The organism is Streptomyces sp. NPDC058335 (assembly GCF_042723915.1).
Taxonomy (GTDB): domain Bacteria; phylum Actinomycetota; class Actinomycetes; order Streptomycetales; family Streptomycetaceae; genus Streptomyces.
In genome coordinates, this window is sequence record NZ_JBHXHX010000026.1 from 21493 (window position 1) to 42082 (window position 20590).

Annotated in this window: 22 protein-coding genes; 13 read left to right on the forward strand and 9 right to left on the reverse strand. The window is 72.9% G+C overall.

What is annotated here, in order from left to right:
* The first annotated feature begins 23 nt into the window (after nt 1–23).
* The 6 genes from ACFWJX_RS35605 (at nt 24) to ACFWJX_RS35630 (ending at nt 6489) form a co-directional block, all read left to right on the forward strand.
* A complete protein-coding gene (locus ACFWJX_RS35605) occupies nt 24–1400 on the forward strand; it encodes a hypothetical protein (protein ID WP_383250463.1) in 1377 nt (458 codons plus the stop codon).
* A 233-nt stretch (nt 1401–1633) separates the two neighbouring features.
* Entirely contained in the window at nt 1634–2704 is a 1071-nt protein-coding gene (locus tag ACFWJX_RS35610; RefSeq protein WP_383250464.1) for a serine/threonine protein phosphatase, read from the forward strand.
* On the forward strand, nt 2701–4053 hold the full coding sequence (locus tag ACFWJX_RS35615) for a lipopolysaccharide kinase InaA family protein (RefSeq protein WP_383250465.1): 1353 nt from the start codon (nt 2701–2703) through the stop codon (nt 4051–4053). The genes ACFWJX_RS35610 and ACFWJX_RS35615 overlap by 4 nt, the downstream gene beginning before the upstream one ends.
* 40 nt (nt 4054–4093) lie before the next feature.
* Complete coding sequence (locus ACFWJX_RS35620) at nt 4094–4801, forward strand: vWA domain-containing protein (protein ID WP_383250466.1); 708 nt, start codon at nt 4094–4096, stop codon at nt 4799–4801.
* On the forward strand, nt 4798–5265 hold the full coding sequence (locus ACFWJX_RS35625; RefSeq protein WP_383250468.1) for a hypothetical protein: 468 nt from the start codon (nt 4798–4800) through the stop codon (nt 5263–5265). The genes ACFWJX_RS35620 and ACFWJX_RS35625 overlap by 4 nt, the downstream gene beginning before the upstream one ends.
* Before the next feature lie 33 nt (nt 5266–5298).
* Nucleotides 5299–6489 (forward strand): hypothetical protein, encoded by a 1191-nt coding sequence (locus ACFWJX_RS35630; RefSeq protein WP_383250470.1) that lies wholly within the window; start codon nt 5299–5301, stop codon nt 6487–6489.
* Nucleotides 6490–6517: 28 nt separating this feature from the next.
* Here the strand turns inward: ACFWJX_RS35630 and ACFWJX_RS35635 are convergent, their stop codons facing one another.
* The 3 genes from ACFWJX_RS35635 to ACFWJX_RS35645 are packed head-to-tail and all read right to left on the reverse strand — an operon-like array spanning nt 6518 to nt 8452.
* Entirely contained in the window at nt 6518–7144 is a 627-nt protein-coding gene (locus tag ACFWJX_RS35635; protein WP_383250472.1) for a YigZ family protein, read from the reverse strand.
* A gap of 31 nt (nt 7145–7175) precedes the next feature.
* Nucleotides 7176–7724 carry a SixA phosphatase family protein gene (locus ACFWJX_RS35640; RefSeq protein ID WP_383250474.1) on the reverse strand — a complete coding sequence of 183 codons (549 nt, stop codon included), beginning with the start codon at nt 7722–7724 and terminating at the stop codon, nt 7176–7178.
* The gene (locus ACFWJX_RS35645; protein WP_383250476.1) at nt 7721–8452 is read right to left on the reverse strand and encodes a hypothetical protein; all 732 of its coding nucleotides are present in this window, start codon (nt 8450–8452) and stop codon (nt 7721–7723) included. Before ACFWJX_RS35645 ends, ACFWJX_RS35640 begins: the two co-directional genes overlap by 4 nt.
* Before the next feature lie 128 nt (nt 8453–8580).
* On the opposite strand from ACFWJX_RS35645, the gene ACFWJX_RS35650 reads away from it, so the two are divergent.
* Nucleotides 8581–8988: a CoA-binding protein gene (locus ACFWJX_RS35650; RefSeq protein ID WP_383250478.1), complete on the forward strand. Its 408-nt coding sequence runs from the start codon at nt 8581–8583 to the stop codon at nt 8986–8988.
* A gap of 56 nt (nt 8989–9044) precedes the next feature.
* Nucleotides 9045–10268, forward strand: coding sequence for a 4-hydroxybenzoate 3-monooxygenase (locus tag ACFWJX_RS35655; protein ID WP_383250480.1), 1224 nt, complete (start codon nt 9045–9047; stop codon nt 10266–10268).
* A gap of 82 nt (nt 10269–10350) precedes the next feature.
* On the opposite strand, the gene ACFWJX_RS35660 is transcribed toward ACFWJX_RS35655, so the two are convergent.
* Both ACFWJX_RS35660 and ACFWJX_RS35665 read right to left on the reverse strand, forming a co-directional pair.
* Nucleotides 10351–10911, reverse strand: coding sequence for a YbaK/EbsC family protein (locus tag ACFWJX_RS35660; RefSeq protein ID WP_383250482.1), 561 nt, complete (start codon nt 10909–10911; stop codon nt 10351–10353).
* 43 nt (nt 10912–10954) lie between these two features.
* Entirely contained in the window at nt 10955–11527 is a 573-nt protein-coding gene (locus ACFWJX_RS35665; protein WP_383250483.1) for a helix-turn-helix domain-containing protein, read from the reverse strand.
* Nucleotides 11528–11652: 125 nt separating this feature from the next.
* Here ACFWJX_RS35665 and ACFWJX_RS35670 point away from each other — a divergent pair, with 125 nt between their 5' ends.
* The gene (locus ACFWJX_RS35670) at nt 11653–12510 is read left to right on the forward strand and encodes an EamA family transporter (protein ID WP_383250484.1); all 858 of its coding nucleotides are present in this window, start codon (nt 11653–11655) and stop codon (nt 12508–12510) included.
* Nucleotides 12511–12535: 25 nt separating this feature from the next.
* On the opposite strand, the gene ACFWJX_RS35675 is transcribed toward ACFWJX_RS35670, so the two are convergent.
* Nucleotides 12536–13300, reverse strand: a complete 765-nt coding sequence (locus ACFWJX_RS35675) for an acyltransferase (protein WP_383250486.1) — start codon at nt 13298–13300, stop codon at nt 12536–12538.
* A 109-nt stretch (nt 13301–13409) separates the two neighbouring features.
* On the opposite strand from ACFWJX_RS35675, the gene ACFWJX_RS35680 reads away from it, so the two are divergent.
* The gene (locus ACFWJX_RS35680; RefSeq protein ID WP_383250488.1) at nt 13410–13937 is read left to right on the forward strand and encodes a gamma carbonic anhydrase family protein; all 528 of its coding nucleotides are present in this window, start codon (nt 13410–13412) and stop codon (nt 13935–13937) included.
* A 33-nt stretch (nt 13938–13970) separates the two neighbouring features.
* Here the strand turns inward: ACFWJX_RS35680 and ACFWJX_RS35685 are convergent, their stop codons facing one another.
* Nucleotides 13971–14630 (reverse strand): DedA family protein, encoded by a 660-nt coding sequence (locus tag ACFWJX_RS35685; protein WP_383250490.1) that lies wholly within the window; start codon nt 14628–14630, stop codon nt 13971–13973.
* A gap of 232 nt (nt 14631–14862) precedes the next feature.
* Here ACFWJX_RS35685 and ACFWJX_RS35690 point away from each other — a divergent pair, with 232 nt between their 5' ends.
* On the forward strand, nt 14863–15261 hold the full coding sequence (locus ACFWJX_RS35690; RefSeq protein WP_383250492.1) for a hypothetical protein: 399 nt from the start codon (nt 14863–14865) through the stop codon (nt 15259–15261).
* Between the two features lie 137 nt (nt 15262–15398).
* On the opposite strand, the gene ACFWJX_RS35695 is transcribed toward ACFWJX_RS35690, so the two are convergent.
* Nucleotides 15399–17276: a ricin-type beta-trefoil lectin domain protein gene (locus ACFWJX_RS35695; RefSeq protein WP_383250494.1), complete on the reverse strand. Its 1878-nt coding sequence runs from the start codon at nt 17274–17276 to the stop codon at nt 15399–15401.
* A 405-nt stretch (nt 17277–17681) separates the two neighbouring features.
* Between ACFWJX_RS35695 and galU the strand changes: the two genes are divergently transcribed.
* Nucleotides 17682–18632, forward strand: a complete 951-nt coding sequence (gene galU, locus ACFWJX_RS35700) for a UTP--glucose-1-phosphate uridylyltransferase GalU (protein WP_383250496.1) — start codon at nt 17682–17684, stop codon at nt 18630–18632.
* Between the two features lie 323 nt (nt 18633–18955).
* Here galU and ACFWJX_RS35705 read toward each other — a convergent pair whose 3' ends face one another.
* Nucleotides 18956–19393: a DUF4442 domain-containing protein gene (locus ACFWJX_RS35705; RefSeq protein WP_383250612.1), complete on the reverse strand. Its 438-nt coding sequence runs from the start codon at nt 19391–19393 to the stop codon at nt 18956–18958.
* Between the two features lie 165 nt (nt 19394–19558).
* Here ACFWJX_RS35705 and ACFWJX_RS35710 point away from each other — a divergent pair, with 165 nt between their 5' ends.
* The gene (locus ACFWJX_RS35710; RefSeq protein ID WP_383250498.1) at nt 19559–20578 is read left to right on the forward strand and encodes a hypothetical protein; all 1020 of its coding nucleotides are present in this window, start codon (nt 19559–19561) and stop codon (nt 20576–20578) included.
* Nucleotides 20579–20590 lie beyond the last annotated feature (12 nt).

Consider the following 20590-nt stretch of genomic DNA (forward strand, 5'->3'; position numbering starts at 1 on the left):
GAGAAACAGAGAAAGGGGGAGACGTGGAGGAACAGACCTACGATCCGGTGCTCGGCAGCGAGGACCTGCCCAAGTGGCGCCTGACGAACCCGCTGCGGCCGCCGGCTCCCGGCCGGGCCCTGGTCCTCGTCCGGGACAGCGGACCCTCGCTGACGATCCGCAGCGGCGAGGAGATCCCGTCGTCCCGCTTCGGGACGTACCGCAGCGTCTTCACGGTCGACATGACCGAGCACCGCCTGATCCTCGACATCCCCCTGCTCAGCCGCGATCCCACCTTCTCCTTCCGCAGCCGGGTCGACCTGGTGTGCAAGGTCGCCGACCCCGCCGAGGTGGTCGGCCGCGGCATCCGCGACATGAGCGGTGCGCTGTACGGCCATCTGCGCAGGACGCTGCGTTCGGTCGCCCGCGACTACGACATCGCCGAGTTCCACGAGGCGGAGCGGGCGCTCAACACGGCGCTGGCCGGGTTCGGCGGGGACGACGCCGTCCGGCTGCGCAACGTACAGATAGAGCTGCTCGTCGACGAGGACGAGATCGTCGCGAGCGGGCGCGAGTTCCGGGACGTCGTACGGGAGACCCGGCTGGACGGCATGCGGCGCCGACGCCACCTGGACATGATCCGGGAGGAGGGCGTCGACGGCCTGATCGCCGACATCATGGAGAAGGAGGGCCCGCGCGCCGCCCTCGCCTGGATCGAGAAGGGCGAGGCGGAGAAGCGGGAGGTCCGGCGCGAGGTCATGCGCATGGTCCTGGAACGCGGCGACGCCGACCGGGAGCCCTTCGAGCAGGCGGAGCTGGAACGCGCCGTGCTGGAGGAGGTACTGCGCGACGGCGACGGGCTGTTCGAGACCGCCACCCGGCGCGGCCGGCTCCGCGGCAGCCTGGCCCGCGCCCTGGAGCCGGGCACCACCGAGGACGACGAACGCGAGCCGCTCGCGGGCGAGGTGGTGAAGGAGCGGCGGTACGACGCCGACCCCGGGCGGCCGCCCGAGCCGACGCCCCGGGAGGAGCGGCCGGCCAGGCCCCGGCCGCGGATCACCGGCGGCGCCCCGACCCGGCCGCGGTTCAGCGGGCCGCCCGATGACGAACCGCTGCCGGACACGGGAGTCTCCGGCGGCACGCGGGATCGCCACGACGACCGACGGCGCACCGGCGACGGTGGAGCGGGCGCCCGTCCCGAGGACCGGCCCGGCACCGGCCGCGCCCCTGCCGCCCACCACTCCGACGACGGGCCGACCACGGGCAGCCCCGCGCCGCACAGTGGCCGGGCCCCGGAGGGTGGCCGGGCCACCGAAGGTGGCCGGGGCGAGGACACCGGGTCCCGGGTCAGCCGGGTCCGCGGCACCGCCAAGCGGCCCCGTGGGGGCGGCAGCGGTACGCACGACGGGGAGCGACGATGACCGACCATGACCCCGCGGCACGGTACCCGGCCCCGGCCGGACCGCCTGTCGGCCCGCCCGGCAGTCCGGCGCGCCCGGCCGGACCGGCCGGTGGCCCGCCGCCGTCCCCCTGGCCACCGCCACCCCCACCGCCGCCACCAGCTCCGCTGCCCCCGGCCGGACCGGCCGCCGCCCCCGCGGACGGATCGCGCTCGCGGCCCCCGGGGGAACCCCGCGAGCCCGCGCAACGCCCCGTGCCGCAGCGGATCTGGTGCGAGAACCGGGAGGGGCTTCAGGCGCTCTCGGTGTGGACCGAGCAGGTGCCGGGCCGCGGCGAGGACGCCGAACCCTTCGTCGCACACCACCTGGCCGGCACCCGCGGACTGCTCGCGGTCTTCGACGGGTCCGGCGGCGCAGGGGCCGCGCCCGTGTGGCAGGCGCCCGACGGGACCCAGCGCACCAGCGCCTGGGTCGGCGCCCGGGTGGCCCGGCTGGCCACCGACTGCTGGTTCCGCGACGTGGCGACCCGTGACGCGGAGGTCACGCCGGAAACCCTGCGCGAGTACCTGGAGTACTTCCTGGCCGCGGCACCACAGCGCCGCAGCAAGATCGGCGGGACCATGCGCCGCCAACTGCCCACCACCCTGGCCGCCGTGCACTACTCCGTGCTGTCCACGGGCGACGAACAGCGGCTGGAACTGCACTCGTTGTGGGCCGGTGACTCCCGCGCGTACGTCCTGCGCCCCGACACCGGGCTGCACGTGCTGACCCGCGACCACACCAGGGAGAGCGACGCCCTCGAACTCCTGCGCTCCGACCCGCCGATGACCAACCTGGTCTGCGCCGACCGGGAGTTCGTGGTCGACAGCCACCGGCTGGAGTACCCGCTGCCCTGCGTCGTACTGGCCGCCTCCGACGGGTTCTTCGGCTACGTGCACACGCCGGCCGACTTCGAGTTGCTGCTGCTGCGCACCCTGCTCGAGGCGCGGTCCGTCGACGAGTGGGCCGACCGGATCCGCCGCGAGGTCCTGGGCTACACGGCGGACGACGCGTCCCTGGCCCTCGTCGCCTTCGGCTACCGCGACTTCGCGAGCCTGCGTGCCCGGTTCGCCGACCGGCTCGCGTACCTGCACGACCGCTACGTCCGCACCCGGCCCCACGGCCTGGACCGGTTCTCCCCCGCACCCGAGGCGGGCACGGCGTCCACGGCGCAGGACGGCGCCGGCCTCCCGGCCCGCGTCCGCGAGTGGCAGGACACCACCTGGCACGCCTACCGCGCCGGATACGAGACCCACCTGCCCCCCGCACCCGAGGAGCGCGCATGAAGAAGGGCGATGTCATCGGGGGCTACCGCGTCACCAGCGAGCCCACGAACGCCAACGGCGGCAAATGCGTCTGGGCGTTCGCCGAGAAGGACGGCGGCCAGTACTTCGTCAAGCGGTTCCTGGAACCCAAGCGGCCCCGCGACGACGACACGAGGGACACTCCGAGTCTGCGCATCCGCCGCCAGCTCGCCCGTGAGTTCGAGGAGCGGCACCGCACCATCATGAAACGGCTGCGCCCGGACGCGCGCGGCGGCGGCAACCTCGTGCTCGCGACCGACTTCTTCCACGAGGGCAGCACGTACTACAAGGTCACCGAGCGGATCGACACCTCCAGCCTGGAGAAGCCCCAGAGCCTGGAACCCCGGCAGAAGATGGTGCTGCTCAAGACGCTCGGCATGAGTCTCAAGCAGCTGCACGACATCGGCATCGTGCACGGCGACCTCAAACCCCTGAACGTGCTGGTGCAGAAGCGGGACGGTGCCGCCTTCCACACCGCGAAACTGATCGACTTCGACGATTCCTACGTCGCCGGGGAACCGCCGGGGCCCGAGGAGATCGCGGGCGACTCGCTGTACGGGGCTCCCGAGTGGCGCCGTTATCTACAGGGCGACGGGTCCGTCGGCGGGGAGCAACTCACCTGCGCGGTGGACGTCTTCGCGCTGGGCCTGATGACCCACCTGTACCTGACGGGCGAACTCCCCCACCACGACAGGCGGTACGGCTCCCCGGCCGACGCGGTCAACGCGGGCGAGCGACTCGAGCTGGACACCCGGCTTTCGGACACCATGCTGGCGCTGGTCCGCTCGATGACCGGGCGGGCTCCGGGGGGCCGGCCGGGCATGGCGACGTTCCTCAAGACGCTGTCCGACCCGAGCGTGTGCGCCCTGCAGCACCGGCGACCGGGCAGCACCCGGCCCTCGACGGCCACCCGGCCGAAGTCGGGCGACGCACCGGGCGGCCGGACACCGTCCTCGGACAGCACCGGGTCCTCCGACGCTCCCAGCTCCTCCGGCACCACGACGTCGTCCGACGCCCCCACGACGTCCGGCACCACGACGTCTTCGGGCACCGGGCCGCGGGCCAGCCGGATCAAGTCCACGATGAGGTCGGCGGGACGTCCCGGGGGGAGCGGCGGGGCACCCCGTGTCCCCCGGCCCGCGACGGAACCCGCCCGGCCGCCGGCGGCCGCGGACGACAGCCCCGCTCCACCGCCCACCGCACCGGACTCCCCGCTCCCCGCCGGCCCCGCGACTCCGCCACCGTCCGGCGATGCCCCCGGGCCACGCGCCTCCCGCGTCCGGATCAACCTCGGCGACCGGAAGCGCGACCGCGACCGCGGCTCGTCGTGACTCCCTCTCCCACCCGCCCGCACCACCCAGGAGACTCCGCATGAGCAACATCGAGCAGTACCAGGGCAACCTCCAGTACGCCGTGGACATCGTGCTGTGCATCGACGCGACCGGCAGCATGTTCCCCGTCCTCGACACCGTCAAGAACAGCGCCCTGCAGTTCCACGACCGGCTCAACGACGTGATGGCCAAGAAGGGCAAGGCGATCAGCCAGCTCCGCCTCAAGGTCATCGCCTTCCGGGACTTCGGCGACAACGCCTCCGACGCCATCGAGCAGACCGACTTCCTCCACCTCCCCGGTCAGGCACGGGACTTCGAAGGCTTCGTGCGTGGCATCGACGCGGGCGGCGGCGGTGACATCCCCGAGTCGGGTCTGGAGGCGCTGGCCCTGGCGATCAACTCCCCCTGGGAGACGGGTCTGGACCGCAGGCGCCATGTCATCGTGATGTTCACGGACGCCCCGGCCCACCCCCTGGGCACGGTGGGCGTCTCCGCCCCGTCCTACCCGGCGGAGATCCCGCGCAGCCTCGACGACCTGTTCGAGCAGTGGGGGTACGCGCGCAGTCAGACGGCCGTGATGGAGCAGTCGGCGAAGCGGCTGGTGCTGTTCGCGCCGGACCTCGCCCCCTGGTCCGACCCGATCGCCGAGGAGTGGGACCTCACTCTGCACTTCGCGTCCAAGGCGGGCGAAGGTCTGGAGGAGTTCGAGATGGACGAGATCATCGAGACGATCGCGAACAGCCTGTGAAGCTCGACTGGCCCGAGTTCCAGCTGCACTGCCACGACGACGGCCATCTCGTCTTCCTGTGGCGCCAGTACAGCATCGTCGAGTCCAACGTGAAGCACTGCACCCGCATCCAGCTGGTCCCACAGGGCGCGGACGGGCTGTCCCAGTGGCTGTTCCATCTGCGGTTCCCCGCAGGGCCGACGCCCGGCCTCCTCGTGATCCGGGTGGACGTCCCGGCGGACCGGTTGCAGGAGGCAAAGGAGTACACCGACCTGCTGCGACGGCGCTACGCCGTACCGGAGCAGCCGGAGCAGCCGGAGAAGGCGGAGAGCGGCACGGAGGAGATCGAGGACGCGGAGGACGCGGCCGAGGAGACCGGATTCCAGCGGGTTCCCCCGGACGCCCGGGAGTGGCTCGTCGCGCCCGCGGGAGCCGCGTCGGAGGAACTGTTCGGGGCCGTCCTGGCCCACGTGAACAGCGACTGACCGCACAGAGACGACAGGGAGAGGGCACGGGAGGTGGCGGCATCGGCCAACTGGCAATGCGCGGACTGCGACACGTTCAACGATCCGGGGGACGCGTCCTGCGACGGCTGCGGCGGGACCCGGCGCAGTACCCGGAGGAGCCCGCGGACGAGCACACCGTCCAGCACGCCGTCGACCACCCGGACGTCCGCCCCGAAGCCCCCCTCCGCGGCCCGCCCCGGGCCGGCAGCCGCGGCAGGGCCGAAGTCCGGTGCGAAGCCGCCCGCGAAACCGGCCGCCGGATCCACCGGGAAGCCCGCCGCGAAACGGCCGGGCACCTCCGGCCCGCCCGCCTCCTGGCAGTGCTCGCTGTGCGACACGAACAACGCGCGTACGGACCCGTCCTGCATCGCGTGCGGCACCGCCTGGAAGGCCGCGGCGAAGAAGCCCCCGCCGAAGCCGCCGTCCACCGCGAAGCCCCCGAAACCCTCGGCCTCCTCCCCTTCCTCCTCAGCCGGCGGCACCGGCGCGAAGAAGACCACCGCACCCCGCCGTACCCCGCCCCGCAAGCCCGCCCCGAAGCCGGCGTCGGCCGCCTCCTCGACGCCCCGGACGACTCCGAGGGCGGCTGGCACCTCCGGCACGAGCCGCCCCCGCCGCGAGGAGGCGGTCTTCTTCCCGTCGGCCCCCACCACGGGATACCGGCCCACGGCGACACCCGCCTCGCCGACGCCCGCCCCGCCCGTCGCGCCACGGCCGGCGTACGTGCCGCGCCCCGTCCCGCCGCGCCGGGCGCCCGCCAAGAAGAAGTCCGGCTGCTTCAGCGGCTGCTTCGGGCTCGTCGTCGTCCTCGGTCTGCTCTCGCTGGCGGGCAGGGCATGCGACAGCTTCGACAGCGGCGACTCCTCCAACGACGACGGGCGGACCGTCCAGTCCACGCCCTGCCCCGAACGCATCGCCGCGCAACTGCCCGGCGGAACGGACGCCGAGCTGGTGGAGGCCTTCCGCACGAAGAACAAGCAGATCACCCTGTGCCGTACGGCGTCGGGCTCGCTCTACTACTTCGGCGAGTTCAGCGACCGGCGCGAGAAGGGCATCGCCATGAAGGCGGAGGAGACCGGCGACGGTTACACGGCGCGCAACGACCCGTACCGCTACGAGGTCCACGACGGGGTCGTCACCATCTACCAGTCCGGCAGGCAGATCGGCGAGGAGAGCCTCACCCCGGAACCGTCGCCGTCCTGAGTGAGCCGGGGCACCCCGGCCGCCGCGCTCACGCGTCCCCGTACGCCTCCCCGCCCACCTCGAACCCCGCCGTCCCCGCCGTCGCGTCCGCGAGCCAGGCGCGGAAGGCCTCCACGTCGGCGTCCGGGAGGCCGATCTCGATCGTGACCGCCTCGCCGTAGCGGACGTCGCGGACGTCGCGGCCGGTGGAGTGCAGGTCGTTCTGGACCTTGCCGGCCCGCTGGTGGTCGACCGTCACCGTGGCCAGCCGGAAGCGGCGGCGGGTGATCGTGCCGAGGGTGTCGAGGGCCTCGCCGACGGCGCCCCCGTAGGCGCGGATGAGGCCGCCGGCGCCGAGCTTGACCCCGCCGTAGTAGCGGGTGACGACGGCGACGACGTACCGCATGTCGCGGCGCAGCAGCATCTGGAGCATCGGGACGCCGGCGGTGCCGCCGGGTTCGCCGTCGTCACCGGCCTTCTGGACGGAGGCGTCGGCGCCGATGACGTAGGCCCAGCAGTTGTGGGTGGCGTCGGCGTGCTCCTTGCGGACGGCCGCGAGGAACGCCTGCGCCTCCTGTTCGGTGGCCGCCGGGGCGAGTGCGCACAGGAAGCGGGAGCGGTTGACCTCGGTCTCGTGGACGCCCCGGTGGGCGACGGTGCGGTACTCGTCCTGCATCGGCCCAGCCTATGCCGTCGTGGGTGCGGCCTCAGCCGCCGTCCTTCCGCCCCCGCGGCACGGCCGTCCAGGTCAGCAGGGCCGCGCCCGGGGCCAGGTCGGCCCAGGTGGGGGCGTGCCAGGCCAGGACCGCGACGGCGGAGGTCGGGAACTTGACCCGGACCGGCTCCAGGGCGTCGTCGAGCGCGTCCCCGGCCAGGTCGAGGACGAGGTCCTGGAGGCCGGGGTTGTGTCCGACCAGCAGCAGGGTGCGGACCTCGGCGGGCGTCTCGCGGGCCACGGCCAGCAGCTCCGGTACGTCGGCGGCGTACACGCGCGGGTCGTACCGGACCGGCGGCGGGGTTCCCCACTGGGCCGAGGCCAGCTCCCAGGTCCGGCGGGCGCGTACGGCGGTGGAGCACAGGGCGAGGTCCGGGAGGCAGTCGGCATCGGCCAGCGCGCGGCCGGCGGCCGGGGCGTCGCGCAGGCCGCGCGGGGCGAGGGGCCGCTCGTGGTCGGGCACGCTCTGCGGCCAGGCCGACTTGGCGTGCCGCAGGACGACGAGCCGGCGCGGCGGCCCGGCCGCGGCGTCGGCGCTCACGCGGGGGCTCCCACATCGCGGGTGAGTTCGAGGCCGAGGAGGCGGTCGGCGTAGGCGTACGTCTCGAAGCGGGCGCCGTCCGGGAGCCGGGGCCCGGCTTCCTCCACCGAGCGCAGCACGTGCAGCACCCCGGGGAGGTCCAGGTCGTCCTCCCAGGCGGTCCGCAGTCGCCCGCGGAGGTCTTCGGGGACGGGGCGGGACGGGCTCCGTGCCCAGTCGGCGACGGCACGGCGCCAGCGGACGAGGGTGGTGGCGGCCTCGTGCAGCGCGGCGGTGTCCAGCGGGGCGGGTGCGCGGTGGTGGTGGGAGAGCAGAGCGAGGCGGAGGGCGGCGGGATCGGGGTCCGCGCCGACGAGGGCGTCCGGCCGTACGGCCGCGACCGGGACCCACACGTCCTCCCCCGCCGTCGCGGCGCCGTCCTCCGCCGCCACGTGCACGGCCTGGGCCTCGCCGAATCCGCCGGAGAGGTCCCGGGCGTCCTCGAAGGGGCGTACGCCGAGCGTCGTGGCGGCCGCCCGCAGCTCCGCCTGCTCGCGTTCGCCGGTCAGCACGGGCAGGACGGACGTACCGCCGAGTTCCAGAACCCGGGCGACGAGGTCGGCGACGAGGAGGATTCGGAGCGTTCCGGTGCCGTACCCCGAGGCATGGGCCTCGACGCGGGTCAGGCCACGGCGGACGGGGGCGGCGACGACGGGCTCGCCGGTTCGGGCGTCGATGATGCGCAGCACGCGCCCGAGCGTAGGCGGACCGAGCCCTTCGCGCAGTCCCGGGTGCGGAATCGGTGCGCGCCGTCCGATGTTGTGCGGATGGGCGCCGTTCGGCGTCGTCCGATGTCCGTCCGTCAGAGGAGGCCGCCGTGTACGGCGACGAGGCAACGATCCGCAGGGTCCTCACCGAGCTGGGTGACACCTGGGCGGTGGTGGGGCTGTCCACGAACCCGCGGCGGGCGGCGTACGGCGTCGCGGAGGTGCTCCAGCGCTTCGGCAAGCGGGTGGTGCCCGTCCATCCGAAGGCGGAGACGGTGCACGGGGAGCGGGGGTACGCCTCCCTCGCGGACATCCCCTTCGACGTGGACGTGGTGGACGTCTTCGTCAACAGCGACCTGGCGGGAGCCGTCGCGGACGAGGCGGTCGCCAAGGGCGCGAAGGCGGTGTGGTTCCAGCTGGGCGTCGTCGACGAGGCGGCCTACGACCGCACGCGGGACGCCGGCCTGGACATGGTGATGAACCACTGCCCGGCGATCGAGATCCCCCGGTTGGGCTGATCGGGTGGCCGCTCCGGGCCCCTGACACCTCCGGAGGGGGGCTCCATAATGAGCGGGTGACCACCACCTCCCCCCGCCCCAACTCCCCTTCCCCTCCTCACGTTCCGGTCGTCGTCGTGGGCGCCGGCCCGGCCGGGCTGACCGTCGGCAACATCCTGCGGGCCGCCCACCTCGACTGCGTGGTGCTGGAGGCGGAGAGCCGCGAGTTCATCGAGGGCAACCCGCGCGCGGGCGTCCTGGAGGAGTGGGCCGTACGCGGCCTCCGGCAACGCGGCCTGGCCGACGACCTGTGGGAGCGGGCCCAGCTGCACACCGCGTGCGAGTTCCGCTTCGGCGGCGAGGGCTACCGCTTTCCCTACGGCGATCTGACCGGCCGTCACCACTTCGTGTATCCGCAGCCGTTGCTGGTGACGGACCTCGTGCGGGAGTACGTCGACGTGCGCGACGGCGACGCCCGCTTCTCGGTGCGCGACGTCGAGCTGCACGATCTCGAGACGGACCGCCCCTCGGTGTCGTACACCTGCTCACGGACGGGTCAACGGCGGCTGTTGCTCTGCGACTTCGTCGTCGGGGCGGACGGGGCGCGCGGGGTGAGCCGGGCCGCGGTGCCGCCGGACAAGGCACGGATCGCCCGGCACGACTACGGCATCGGCTGGCTGGCGCTGCTCGCGGAGGCGCCCCCGTCCGCCGACTGCGTGCTGTTCGGCATCCATCCCGACGGGTTCGCCGGGCACATGCCCCGCAGCCCCGAGGTGACGCGGTACTACCTCCAGTGTCCGCCCGGCGACGACCCGCAGAACTGGTCGCACGACCGCGTCTGGACGGAGTTGCGCGAGCGTCTCGGGGCCGCGGGTGCCCCGCCGCTCGCGGAGGGACCGCTGATCGAGAGACGCGTGCTCGACATGCACGACTACGTGGTCGAGCCGATGACGTACGGGCGGCTGTTCCTGGCCGGGGACGCGGCGCACCTGGTCGCGCCGATCGCCGCGAAGGGCATGAACCTCGCGCTGCACGACGCGTTCCTGCTCGGCGACGCGCTGGTCGGCTATCTGACCGGGGGCGACGGCGACGGCCTGGACGGCTACTCCGAGGCATGCCTGCGGCGGGTGTGGGACTACCAGGAGTTCTCGCACTGGTTGTCCGAGGTCTACCACGGCACCTCGACGGGCGACCCGTTCCGGGCGGGCACCGTCCTCGCCCGGCTGCGCCGCCTGTTCACCTCACCGGCCGCCGCGGGCGCCTTCGCGGAGCAGTATCTGGGAGCGGCGGAGCACTACTGACGGGCGGGGCACTACTGACGGGCGGGGCACTGCCGACGGGCGGGGCACTGCCGACGGGCGGGGCGGGCGGAGTCGGCGCGGCTCAGACGGCGACGCCCAGCCCGTCCAGCACGACCGCGCCGGGCAGTTCGGCGAAGGCCTTGCCGGGCACCAGCAGTTTGCCGCGCCGGCGCCCGCTGCCGACCAGGACGTACGGCAGGTCGACGACGGCCGAGTCCACCAACACCGGCCAGGCGGCGGGAAGTCCGACGGGGGTGATGCCGCCGTACTCCATGCCGGTCTCCCCCACCGCCGTGTCCATCGCGGCGAACGAGGCCTTGCGGGCGCCGAGTTGGCGGCGCACCACGCCGTTGACGTCGACGCGGGTGGTGGAGAGCACGACACACGCGGCGAGGGTGGTCTCGCCGCCGCGCTTGCCCGCGACGACCACGCAGTTCGCCGACTGCTCCAGCAGCTCCCGCCCGTAGTGCTCGACGAAGACCGACGTGTCGGCCCACCGGGGGTCGGTGTCGACGTAGACGATCTGGTCGGCGGGGACGCTGCCGCTCCAATGGCGTACGGCGTCGGCGACCGGGGCGGTCAGTTCGTCGAGGCAGTCAGGTGCGGGGCCGGCGGTGTCGAAGTGTCCGATGGGTGCGTCCATGGCCGCACGCTAACAGCCGCGCGGCGCCGGTCGGCGGGGTGTCTCAGTGCACGGGCGGCACCGACACGGTGAGCACCATCTCGGTCGGGATCGCGCCCTGGTTGCCGTAGGTGTGGGCCGCGTCGGCCTCGAAGGTGACGCTCGCGCCGGCCGGGACGCGGTACTCGGTGCCCTCGACGGTGAGGGTCAGTTCACCGGCGGTGACGTGGGCGATCTCGACCGTGCCGACCGGGTGCGGGTCGGAGCCGCTGCTCTCGCCGGGCATCAGTCGCCAGTCCCACATCTCCAGCGGGCCGGGCGCCTCCGCGCCGGCGAGAAGCCTGCTGTAGCTGCCGGCGTCGGTGTGCCACAGCCGGACCACCTGGTCGGCGGGGACGACGCGGACCTTGGGGCCCTGTTCGTAGTCGAGGAGGGTGGTGATGCTGATGCCGAGGGCGTCGCCGATCTTGACGACGGTGCCGATGCTGGGATTGGTGCGGGCCTGTTCGATCTGGATCAGCATGCCGCGGCTGACTCCGGCGCGGGCCGCCAGGGTGTCGAGGGTGAAGCCGCGCTCGGTGCGCCAGCGCTTGACGTTGCGCGCCAGGGACTGGGTCAGCAGGTCGAGGTCCGACACGTTCCGTCCAATTCCGCCTGCTCCGGACGACGCCCGGAGTCCAATATCTTGGATGACAGGGTCCATTTCCATGCACTACCGTTTAGTGCACCCGATCGTGCACCGAACTGTACTGCGAGGACCCGGTGACAGCACTCTTCGCCCTGGCCACGAGCCTCCTGTGGGGCCTGGCCGACTTCGGCGGCGGGCTGCTCACGCGCCGCGCCCCCGCGCTCACCGTGGTCGTGGTCTCCCAGTCCATCGCGGCCGTGGTGCTGGGCGCCGTCGTCGTGGCCACCGGCGGCTGGAGCGAGGCCGGGCCACGGCTGTGGTTCGCGGTCGCGGCCGGACTGGTGGGCCCGGTCGCCCTGCTGTCCTTCTACAAGGCGCTGGCGCTCGGCCCGATGGGCGTCGTCTCCCCGCTCGCCACGCTCAGCGTGGCCGTCCCGGTCTCCGTGGGACTCTTCCTCGGCGAACGCCCGGGGTGGACACAGGCCGCGGGCATCGCGGTCGCGGTCGTCGGGGTCGTCCTCGCGGGCGGCCCACAGCTGCGGGGCGCGGCCGTACAGCGCCGGGCCGTCCTCCTCACCCTGGTCGCGGCCCTCGGCTTCGGCACGGTGTTCGTCCTGATCACGGAGGCGTCGACCACGGTCACCGGTCTCTTCCTGGCCCTGTTCGTGCAGCGCGTCACCAATGTGCTCACGGGCGGCGCCGCCCTGTACGCCACCGTGCGCCGGGGCGCCCCCGCACTCCCCGAAGGCGGACTGCCGTGGAACGCGCTCCCCGCGTACGCCTTCGTCGGCCTCGCCGATGTCGCCGCGAACGGCACCTACGCGATCGCCGCCCAGCACGGCCCGGTCACCGTGGCCGCCGTACTGGCCTCGCTCTACCCGGTGGTGACCTCCCTGGCCGCCCGCGGCTTCCTGCGGGAACGCCTGCGCGCGATCCAGGCGGCGGGGGCGGGGCTGGCGCTGGTGGGGACCTTGCTGCTGGCGACGGGATAGGGCGGGTCAGGTCACGCCGCTCAGGTCACCGCTCAGGTTCCAGTTCCGCCAGCCTCGCCGCCGACTCCTCGTCCAGGCCCGACAGGGCGACCAGTTGGTCGGAGGTGACCCCGTCGGGGATCGGTACCGGGGCCGGGGTCCGCAGCGGCGGCTGCCAGCCGTCCCCGGGAGTCCACCGCCGTACGACCCGGGCGGGCGCCCCCGCCACCACGGCGTGGTCGGGCACCGTGCCGCGCACCACCGCGCCGGCCGCGACGACGACGTTCCGCCCGACCCGCGCCCCCGGCAGGATCACCGCACCGGTGCCGATCCAGCAGCCGGAGCCGATCTCCACCGGCTCCATCCGCGGCCACTGCCTGCCGATGGGCTGGTGCGGATCGTCGTAGGAATGGTTGGTGGAGGTGACGTAGACGTACGGCCCGAAGTAGCAGTCGCTGCCGATGGTGACCGTCGTGTCGGCGATGACATGGCTGCCGCGGCCCAGGACGACGCCGTCCCCCATCCGCAGGATCGGGTCCGGGCCGAGGTCGAGGTCCGGCATCAGACCGGCCGTCAGCGTGACCTGCTCGCCCACGATGCAGTGCGAGCCGAGGTGGATCCAGGGCTCGCCGAACACCGTGCCGAGCGGGAACGCGAGCCGGGTGCCGGAGCCGATCGAGCCGAAGCTGAGGCCGCCGGGGTGCTCGGCGGTGACGGAACCGGTGCGCTGCACCCAGGCCCAGCCCGCGTGGACGGCCCGCTGGGCGAGGCGGCGCCGCCAGGATGAGAACGTGTTCTTGCGCTTCGGCACCCGCTCACCGTACTCAGCGCGCGCTGACGCCAGGACGCCACGGGCCTGTGATCTTCACCCCACCGGGTGGCGTACGGTGCGGGGGAACGACGGACGCGAGGAGACGGTGATGACGCACAAGGCGCTGATCGTGGGCATCGGCGGCAGGGAACCGAAGGTCGACGAGGAGGCGTTCGTGGCGCCGACGTCCTCCGTCATCGGTGACGTGACGCTGGCCGCGGGCGCGAGCGTCTGGTACGGCGCCGTGCTGCGCGGTGACGTCGAGCGGATCTCCGTCGGGGCGCAGAGCAACATCCAGGACAACTGCACGCTGCACGCCGACCCCGGCTTCCCCGTGACCATCGGCGAGCGGGTCTCCGTCGGGCACAACGCGGTCGTCCACGGGGCGAGCGTCGGCGACGACTGTCTGATCGGGATGGGGGCGACCGTGCTCAACGGCGCGGTGATCGGGGCCGGTTCGCTGGTCGCCGCCCAGGCACTGGTGCCGCAGGGGATGGAGGTGCCGCCGGGTTCTCTCGTCGCCGGGGTGCCGGCGAAGATCAGGCGGGAGCTGACGGAGGAGGAGCGTCAGGGCGTCACGCTGAACGGCACGCTGTACGCCGACCTGGCCAAGGCCCACGGTGAGATCCACGAGTAGGGCGGTACCGCGAGGGTGGCGTGCGGCTGTGACCTACTCGGCAGCCGCCACTGCCACCGGCTCGGCCCCGGGCTCGGCCTCCGTCTTCTGTGCGGCACTCTTCGCCTTGCGCTTCAGCACGATCATCGAGGTGAGGCCGATGAGTACGGCCACCACCAGGCCCAGCCAGGAGAACCTCTTCAGCCAGGACTCCGCGACGACGCCCACGTAGTAGATGACGGCCGTCGTCCCGCCCGCCCAGACGATGCCGCCGAACAGGTTCGCGATGAAGAACTTCCAGTACGGCATGTGCAGGACGCCCGCGAGCGGCCCGGCGAAGATCCGCAGCAAGGCGATGAAACGGCCGAAGAAAACGGCCCACACGCCCCACTTCTCGAAGGACCGCTCCGCCGTGGCGATGTGCCCCTCGCTGAAATGCCGGGGGAACTTCTTGCCCAGCCAGGCCAGCATCGGACGGCCGCCCTTGCGGCCGATGGCATAGCCGATGGAGTCGCCGATCACCGCGCCCGCGACGGCGCAGGTGCCCAGGATGATGGGGTTGATGTCACCGTGCTGCGAGGCGAGCAGCGCCGAGGAGACGAGGATGATCTCGCCCGGCAGCGGGATGCCCAGGCTCTCCAGTACGATGACCAGGCCCACCAGCGCGTAGATGGCGACTGGGGGTACGGCCTCGAGCCATTCCTGGACGTGCACCGCCGGTTCCTCCCGGTCGAGTCCTGCTTCCCGGCGCGCGCCGGGAACGGGCGCACGCCGGGAAGCCTACCGGGTCGGCCGAGGCGCCCGATCCGCGCTCTGCGGCGCCCTGCGGTGTAGCTCGCTCCACCCTGGACCCGGGGGTGTGGTCCCTCGTTCCGGCGGGCCGGTGAGCGGATCGTGGTGGGTGAAGAAACCACTTGTTGCTCACTGTTCCCGAAGGGACACCTCCATGGCCGTCAACCGCCGGCGCGGACGCCGTACCGCCTCCATCGCCGCCGCAGCGGCAGCCGTCGCGCTGTCCGCCGGCCTCCTCACCGGCTGCGAGTTCGACGACTCCTGGAACTGCTTGTCGAACGCGGACACCATCAGCGACAGCATCGCGGCCATCCACCGGGCCGGCATCGACGCGATCGAGGACCCCACGAAGACCGACGAGTCCATCGACACCATCGAGAAGAACCTCGACAAGATCGACGACAAGTCGGACGACGGCAAGGTCGACCAGGCGGTCAGGGACCTCAACGAGGCGATCGAGGAGTACGACAAGGACATCCTCGACGGCCACAGCCCCGACTCCAGCAAGATCGACCGGGCCTCCGACGAACTGCGGAACGTCTGCACGTCCTAGTCGTCAGCGGTTGCGCGTCGTTGCCGTCAGCGGTTGCGCGTCGTTGCCGTAAACGGTTGCGCGTCGTTGCCGTAAACGGTTGCGCGTCGGTGTCGTAAACGGTTGCGCGTCGTTGTCGCAGGGGACGCGCGGCCCGTTCAGCCGCCGAGCGCCGCGGTCACACCCGTGACGACGGCGTCCGCGCCCTGGTCGACGCCGCCGAGCGCCTCGGCCACCACCTCCACCGGGCCGGGGAGAGAGGGGACGACCGGGACCACGGGCTCGGGCTCCTCCTCGCAGCAGTCGACCTCAACGAACCGTTTCTCGTACTCGGGGCCGGGCGCGGGTTCCGCGGGAGGCGCGGACTCCTCGGGGGCGGGAGCGGTGGCGCTGCCGTTCGACCGCGGAGGCTGCGACAGCCGCTCCTCGTCCGGGGGCCCGGGCGGTCCCCCCGTACCCCGCTCGGCAGCCGGCGTCATGTCGAACGCCCACCGCTGGACCGCCGTCCCGTCCCGCTCCGTGACGGTGACGTCGGTCCGCGACCGGCCGGCGCCGGGCGCGACCACGAGGCCCTCGCCGCCGCCGCGCAGCAGCAGCTCCCCGCGGACGGTCAGGTCGAAGAAGACGTTTCCGGAATGCACCAGGCACCCGGCCAGGGCCACCGTCCCCCGTCCGGGGTCGGCGGCCAGGCAGAGGGCCGGGGCGGCGGCGCTGCGCAGCAGTCCGTCGTCCTGGTACGACCACTGCTGGGAGGCCGCCGAGGAGCAGGCCGCGAGGACGGCGGCCGCCCCGGCCTCGGCCCGGCCGCCGTCGGTGTCGAGGCAGAGCCCGCCGGCCGTGGCGCGCAGCCGGCCGTGGGCGACCTCGGCGGGGTTCACGGCGGTGGCGGCGGCCGAGGAGGGACGGGGGGACGCGGGGTCGTCCTGGGCGCCCGGACCCGTGCGGGTGTCCGTGGCGCCGGTGCCGCCGACGGGCGCGCCCCAGGTGGTGCCGGAACCGGGGACAGCGTTGTCATCGGACCAGCCGCGGGTCACCAGGACGGTCGCGAGCAGGGCGAGGGAGGTCAGGCCGACGCCCAGCAGAACGGTCCGGGAGCGGTGGCCCGGCAGGGCGAGCAGGCCTGCCGAGTTCGTGCGGTGCCGGCCGCTGCCGCCGGGCGGGCGGGCCGCGGTCGGCCGGACGGCCGCCGTCGCCTGTGCGGAAGTGGCGCGTCCGGGGCGGGAGTCGAGATAGCGGCGGGCGCCCCAGCCGAGGACGGTCTCGGTGAGCAGTACGTCCAGTCCGCCGTCGAAATGACTGAGCTGTTCGGCGGCGTGCCGGCAGTGACGGCACTGCGCGAGATGGTCACGGACATCGGGCAGCAGGGTTCCGCCGCGGCGCAGGGGAACATCGAGAAGGCGGCTGTAGAAACGGCATTCGCTCGACGGGGCGAGTTCCCGGTGGGCGCTTACACAACCGGCCCGGAATTGTTCCCGCGCCTGTTCCAGACCGGCTGTGGCGGTGATGGTGTCCACGCCCAGCAGAAGGGCGGGTATGGAGAGGGGTTCGGCTTCCACCTCCGTATGCCACAGAAGGCATTGGGAAGCGGCGGGCAAGTTCTGGAAAGCGCGTTCGGCGAGTCGCCGCCTTTCGGCGGTGACGGGCCGGGCGGCGCGCAGTCCGCGGCCTCCGACGGTTTTGCGCAACTCCGGCAGGACGGCGACGACTCCGTCCGCGCCGGCCCATGCGCGGACCATGTCGCGTACGGCGACGAGGAGTTGGGGCCTCAGCGCGCCGCCGGGGTGTCCCCCGGCCAGGCGTCCGAACACCTCGTGGAAGGCGGCGGCGGTGACCAGCGGCGCAGCCTCTCCTGTGTCGGCCAGGCAGACGGTGGCGTAGTCGTGGGCCGCGCGCCAGTGCCGGGCGAGGAGCAGGGCGACGGCGCGGCGGTGACCGCTCGTCGTGCCCAGCCGGGCGGCGAGGTCGCGGTCGGAATTGCCGGGGGTCCATCCGGGACGGGGCGGGTAGGGCGGGCGTGGGGGGTTCGGGGACTGCACGGAACCGGTTCCTTCCGATTCGGCGAACGGCACACGAATACGCGTCCGTCGGAAAGCAGGTGCCTGATTGGTGCGTACTTTTGGTCTGACCAGGTGCGTTGTCCTGATCGACCGGCCCGGGGGAGGCTCACCTTCGCACACGCGCCTCACAGGAAACAAGGAGTTCGAGTGACCGATGTTCAAAGTGCGCGCGCTCCAGATTAGTTACCGCCGGTATCCGTACCTCCATTCGAAATTCTCCGCGGTGGCTGCGCCAACTTGTGTGCGGGGAAAGCCGGATGCCACACGGAATCTCCAAGTTCCGCCCGGACCTTCCCGCCGGACCTTCCCGCCCGGCCCCCGCCCACAGGCGTCTCAGATGTGCCTCTCGGGAAACTCCCAACCCCGTGGTCCAGCATGATCGCCATGAACGCCCCCCACCCTTCCTCCCCTCCCTCGTCCGCCCCCGCCGTCCGCAAGGCGGTGGTCCCGGCGGCCGGGCTCGGCACCCGCTTCCTGCCCGCGACGAAGGCGACGCCGAAGGAGATGCTCCCGGTCGTCGACAAGCCGGCCATCCAGTACGTCGTCGAGGAGGCCGCCGCGGCCGGTCTGGACGACGTGCTGATGGTCACCGGCCGGCACAAGCGGGCCATCGAGGACCACTTCGACCACGCCTTCGAACTGGAACAGGCCCTCGCGGCCAAGGGCGACACCGTGCGGCTGGACGCGGTGCGCGACCCGGCCCGGCTCGCGGACATCCACCACATCCGCCAGGGCGACCCGCTCGGCCTCGGTCACGCGGTGCTGTGCGCCCGCAACCACGTGGGCGACCAGCCCTTCGCCGTTCTCCTCGGCGACGACCTCATCGACCCGCGCGACGCCCTGCTCAGCCGCATGCTGGAGGTCCGCGACCGGTACGCCGGCAGCGTGGTCGCCCTGATGGAGGTCCCGCCGGCGCAGGTACACCTCTATGGTTGTGCGGCCGTCGAGCCGACCGGGGAGGACGGCGTCGTACGGGTCACGGGACTGGTCGAGAAGCCCGCGCCCGAGGACGCGCCGAGCCGGTACGCGGTCATCGGGCGGTACGTCCTCGACCCCGCCGTCTTCGACGTCCTGGAGCGCACGGCGCCGGGCCGCGGCGGCGAGATCCAGCTCACGGACGCCCTCCAGGAACTGGCCGCGGTCGGCACGGTGCACGGCGTCGTCTTCTCCGGCCGCCGCTACGACACCGGCGACAAGGCCGACTACCTGCGCACGGTGGTCCGACTGGCCTGCGACCGGGCCGACCTGGGCCCCGAGTTCGTGACCTGGCTCAAGGAGTTCGTGGCAGGGCTGGAGCAGACCGGGGCGACAGGACGCGAGCGGTCGGCGGCCTGAGGGCGGGGGGCCACCGGCGCCGGGCAAGGCGAGCGCGGGGCGGGCCGAGGACACGGCGTCAGCGGCACCGCGGTACGCGAGCACCGGGCGGCAGGCGGAGCGGTACGCGGGCGTGCCGTTGACGCGGCGGGGTGTCGGTAGCAGTTGCCGTTGCGGTTGCCGTTGCGGTTGCGGTTGCGGTTGCGGTTGCGGTTGCGGTTGCGGCCACCGTCCATCGCCGCCGGTCAACGCCCGTCCGCGCCCGTCGGCGCCCGTCGGCCTCGAAGCGAGGGGCCCGGAGCGGCCGTAACCGCGCCGAGGGCCCTCCCCCGAGACCCGTCCGCTCAGCCGTTGGGCCGCAGGGTCCACACGACCGTCATCTCGCCCGTCACGGCCCCGTCCGCGCGGCGGATCTCGATCGCGACCGGGAACTCGGGCCGCTCCCCCGCGTCGAGTTCGGCGACGACCTCGGCGGCCGGGCGCCCCAGGGTCGCCGTCGCGGTGACGGCTCCCATCGCGAGCTTGCGGTAACCGATTTCGGCACGGACGGCGAGCGGCACGGCCCTCGACAGTTGGTCTCCGAACGCGGCGAGCACGATCGCCCCGCTCGCGGACTCGCCGAGCGTGAACATCGCCCCGGCGTGCGGCCCGCCCACGTGGTTGTGGAACGCCCCCTGATCCGGCAGAGCCACCACGGCCTTCTCCGGCCCGGTCTCGAGAAACTCGAGGTTCAGGGTCCGGGCCATGGGCACGGTGGCGGCGAGCATCTCGCCGATGGACATCTGGTCTGCGCTCATGCCGGGATGTTACCCATGAGTAGTGTCCGCTGGCCAGGGGGCCGGACAGGCCGGTCTTCGTCGGACAGGGAGCGCGGCGGCCGATTCGGTACGGCACTGACGAGGGGCGGTGACCTGTTCGTGTCATGGACGGCACTAGGGTTTCTGGCCATGTGGCCAGGACAGCAGCCGCCCGGGGGAGAGCAGAACCCGCAGGCGCAGAACAATCCGTACCAGCAGCCGGGATACCAGCAGCCGAATCCGTATCAGCAACCCGGTTTCCAGCAGCAGCCCAACCCCTACCCGCAGACGCCCCAGTGGGGCACGCCGGGGGTCCCGGGGACCCCGCAGCCCGGCGGTGGCGGCGGCAACCGGACGAAGGTGATCGCCATCGTGGCGGCCGCGGCCGTCGTCGTGGCCGCCGGGGTCACCGGATTCCTGGTGCTGGGCGGCGACGACGACGAGAAGACGGAGGCCAAGGGCAAGGCCAGTGCGAGCCCGTCGGTGTCCGCCGAGCCGAGCGACTCGGCCTCCGCGTCGTCGGGCAGCGGCGACAATCCGCGCGGCACCGAGACCGAGAAGCCGACCGTCGCGGGCTGGAAGGTCGTCGTGAACCCCAAGTGGGGCATCGCCTTCGACGTGCCCGCGGACTGGGAGGTCCAGTCGCCGGGCCTGAGCCAGGGCTTCGAGTGGGAGGACAAGGAGCAGCCCGACGGCTACGACTCGATCATTCAGTCGGGTACGGCCGAGTACAAGTCGAAGTGGTGCACGTCCGACGACGACAAGGACGGCAAGACCGACGACACCGCGCTGGCCATGGTCGGCAGCAAGGGTGCCGAAGGGGCCAAGAGCACCGACGAGATCGCCCTCAACACGCCCGCCTGGTGGGTGTTCGGCGGCTACACCGAGCCGGACCGCAAGAGCGTCGCCACCGACAAGAAGGCCACCCCCTTCACCACGGCCTCGGGGATCACGGGCAGCTACGCGTGGGCGCAGTCCACGAACACGCCCCAGAAGGGCAAGTGCGACAGCGACGGCAAGGCGATCACCTTCGGGTTCAAGAACTCCAACAACGACTATGTGTCGTGGAACCTGTACGGCGCCAAGGGCGTTCAGGACGAACTGCCCAAGGCGACCATCATGCAGATCCTCGCAACCGTGCGGCTGCACGGGGAGCCGACCGGGGGCTGAGACCCCGCCTCC